Origin of the sequence: Pseudomonas tehranensis (assembly GCF_014268615.1) — a bacterium.
Classification (GTDB): Bacteria; Pseudomonadota; Gammaproteobacteria; order Pseudomonadales; family Pseudomonadaceae; genus Aquipseudomonas; species Aquipseudomonas tehranensis.
The window spans coordinates 1-3494 of the sequence record NZ_JABWQV010000371.1 but is presented as its reverse complement, the minus strand read 5'-3'; the positions used below and the strand labels follow the sequence as shown (position 1 = coordinate 3494).

Annotated in this window: 2 protein-coding genes; one reads left to right on the top strand and one right to left on the bottom strand. The window is 59.5% G+C overall.

The annotated features are described in order from the left end of the window. Positions 1-75: 75 nt before the first annotated feature. On the bottom strand, positions 76-2451 hold the full coding sequence (gene ppsA, locus HU811_RS25935) for a phosphoenolpyruvate synthase (protein WP_186658914.1): 2376 nt from the start codon (positions 2449-2451) through the stop codon (positions 76-78). Between the two features lie 179 nt (positions 2452-2630). On the opposite strand from ppsA, the gene ppsR reads away from it, so the two are divergent. Then, entirely contained in the window at positions 2631-3449 is an 819-nt protein-coding gene (ppsR, locus tag HU811_RS25930; protein WP_092401788.1) for a posphoenolpyruvate synthetase regulatory kinase/phosphorylase PpsR, read from the top strand. Positions 3450-3494 lie beyond the last annotated feature (45 nt).

Below are 3494 nucleotides of genomic sequence, written 5' to 3'. Positions count from 1 at the left end.
CATCGCGAGCAGGCTCGCTCCCACAGGGGCTTCGCTTAACTGACCGGTATTAATCGGTCAGGCCCCTTCACTCGATCAGACCGCAGCCTGACCTTCAGCCAGGAAGAACCAGGTCTCCAGCACGGAGTCGGGGTTCAACGAAACGCTTTCGATGCCCTGCTCCATCAGCCACTTGGCCAGGTCCGGGTGGTCGGATGGGCCCTGACCGCAGATGCCGATGTACTTGCCGGCCTTGTTGCAGGCGGCAATGGCATTGGCCAGCAGCTTCTTGACCGCCGGGTTCCGCTCGTCGAACAGGTGCGCGATGATGCCGGAGTCACGGTCCAGGCCCAGGGTCAGCTGGGTCAGGTCGTTGGAGCCGATGGAGAAACCGTCGAAGAATTCAAGGAATTCTTCAGCGAGGATCGCGTTGGACGGCAGCTCGCACATCATGATCACGCGCAGGCCGTTGTCACCACGGGCCAGGCCGTTTTCCGCCAGCAGGTCGACAACCTGGCTCGCTTCGCCCAGGGTGCGCACGAACGGCACCATGATCTCGACGTTGGTCAGGCCCATCTCGTTGCGCACACGCTTGAGGGCGCGGCACTCGAGCTCGAAGCAGTCACGGAACGATTCGCTGATGTAACGCGAAGCCCCACGGAAGCCCAGCATCGGGTTTTCTTCTTCCGGCTCGTAGAGCTTGCCGCCAATCAGGTTGGCGTATTCGTTGGACTTGAAGTCCGACAGACGCACGATGACCTTTTTCGGCCAGAACGCAGCCGCCAGGGTGCTGATGCCTTCCACCAGTTTCTCGACGTAGAAACCGACCGGATCGTTGTAACCGGCAATGCGCTTGTCGACGCTGTCCTTGATCTCCGGCGGCAAGCCGTCGTAGTTCAGCAACGCCTTGGGGTGCACACCGATCATGCGGTTGATGATGAACTCCAGGCGGGCCAGGCCCACGCCAGCGTTCGGCAACTGCGCGAAGTCGAAAGCACGATCCGGGTTGCCGACGTTCATCATGATCTTGAACGGCAGGTCCGGCATGGCGTCCACGGAGTTCTTCTTGATGTCGAAGCCCAGTTCGCCTTCGAAGATATAGCCGGTATCGCCTTCGGCGCAGGACACGGTGACGCCCTGGCCATCTTTGAGCAGTTGAGTGGCGTTGCCGCAACCCACTACGGCCGGGATGCCCAGTTCACGGGCGATGATCGCCGCGTGGCAGGTACGTCCGCCGCGGTTGGTGACGATGGCGCTGGCGCGTTTCATCACCGGCTCCCAATCCGGGTCGGTCATGTCGGAAACCAGCACATCGCCGGCCTGGACCTTATCCATCTCCGAGACGTCCTTGATGATCCGTACCTTGCCGGCGCCGATGCGCTGGCCGATGGCACGGCCTTCCACCAGCACGGTGCCGGTTTCCTTGAGCAGGTAGCGCTCCATGACATTGGCCTGGGTACGGCTCTTCACGGTTTCCGGACGGGCCTGCACGATATACAGCTTGCCGTCGTCACCGTCCTTGGCCCATTCGATGTCCATCGGGCACTTGTAATGCTTCTCGATGATCATCGCCTGCTTGGCCAGCTCGCTGACTTCGGCGTCGCTCAGGCAGAAGCGCGCGCGCTCGGCCTTGTCCACGTCGACGGTTTTCACCGAACGACCGGCCTTGGCTTCGTCGCCGTAGACCATCTTGATGGCCTTGCTGCCCAGGTTACGGCGCAGGATGGCCGGACGACCGGCTTCCAGCGTGCCTTTATGGACATAGAACTCATCCGGGTTCACCGCGCCTTGTACAACGGTTTCACCCAGGCCGTAGGCGCCGGTGATGAATACCACGTCACGGAAACCCGATTCGGTGTCGAGCGTGAACATTACCCCGGCGGTGCCGGTTTCAGAGCGGACCATGCGCTGCACACCAGCAGACAAGGCGACCAGCTTGTGGTCAAAGCCCTGGTGCACACGGTAGGAAATGGCACGGTCGTTAAAAAGAGAGGCGAAGACTTCCTTGGCGGCACGGATGACGTTTTCCACGCCACGGATGTTCAGGAAGGTTTCCTGCTGGCCGGCGAAGGAGGCATCCGGCAGGTCTTCGGCGGTGGCCGAAGAGCGCACAGCGACGGCAATGTCGGGATTGCCTTCGGACAGTTTGGCGAAGGCCGTGCGGATCTCGGCGTTCAGCTTCTCGGGAAATTCGGCTTCCATGATCCATTGGCGGATCTGGGCGCCGGTCTTGGCCAAGGCGTTGACGTCATCGACGTCCAGGGCATCGAGCGCGTCGTGGATCTGTTTGTTCAGGCCGCTGAGTTCCAGAAAATCACGATAAGCCTGAGCTGTCGTGGCGAAGCCACCTGGCACCGATACGCCGGCACCGGCGAGGTTACTGATCATCTCGCCCAGGGATGCGTTCTTGCCCCCCACATGCTCTACATCATGGACGCCGAGCTTATCGAGGGAAACTACGTACTCTACCAAGGTGATCTCTCCACTAACTGTGTTGGAAAAGCTCAAGGCACCGGCGGCTCCAGGGGAGCAAATACCGGCGATATGGCCTGGACCTGGAAAATAAGTGAGAATGCGGGCCACTGGCGGCCAGCAAATCGCGCCTATCATATCCAAGAATCGTCACTCGCTCACTAGGGCCCAAGGCGCAAATGAAACGATCTGCTTTCTTTATCTCCGACGGCACCGGCATCACGGCCGAAACACTGGGCCAAAGCCTGTTGGCGCAATTCGAAAACATTACCTTCGCCAAGTTCATACGTCCGTACATCGACAACGTCGACAAAGCGCGGGCCATGGTACAACAAATCAATAAAGCCGCCGAAACCGACGGTTTTCGCCCGATTATCTTCGATACCATCGTCAATCAGGACATCCGTGAGATTCTCGCAATGTCCAATGGTTTCATGATCGACATTTTTTCTACCTTCCTGGCACCTTTGGAGCAGGAGCTGAGCGAGCATTCCTCCTACTCGGTCGGCAAGTCCCATTCCATTGGTCACAACTCCAACTACATGGAGCGCATCGAGGCGGTCAACTTCGCCCTGGACAACGATGATGGCGCCCGCACGCATTATTACGACAAGGCCGATTTGATCCTAGTGGGTGTGTCGCGCTGTGGTAAGACGCCGACGTGCCTGTACATGGCGATGCAATTTGGTATCCGCGCGGCCAACTATCCGCTGACCGAGGACGACATGGAGCGCCTGCAACTGCCCAGCGCCCTGCGCGCCCACCAGCACAAGCTGTTCGGCCTGACCATTGATCCGGATCGCCTCACTGCGATCCGCAACGAGCGCAAGCCCAACAGCCGCTATTCGAGCTACGCCCAGTGCGAATTCGAAGTGCGCGAGGTAGAAAACCTGTTCCGGCGGGAGAACATTCCCCACATCAACTCCACGCATTTTTCCGTGGAAGAGATTTCGGCGAAGATCCTGGTGGAGAAAGGGGTGGAGCGGCGGTTCAAGTGAACCCGTAACAACACAAAACCCTGTGGGAGCGAGCCTGCTCGCGAT

Excerpts from the sequence above, each read along its gene's own strand:
- ppsR (WP_092401788.1), top strand. The coding sequence starts at position 2,631 with ATGAAACGATCTGCTTTCTTTATCTCCGACGGCACCGGCATCACGGCC.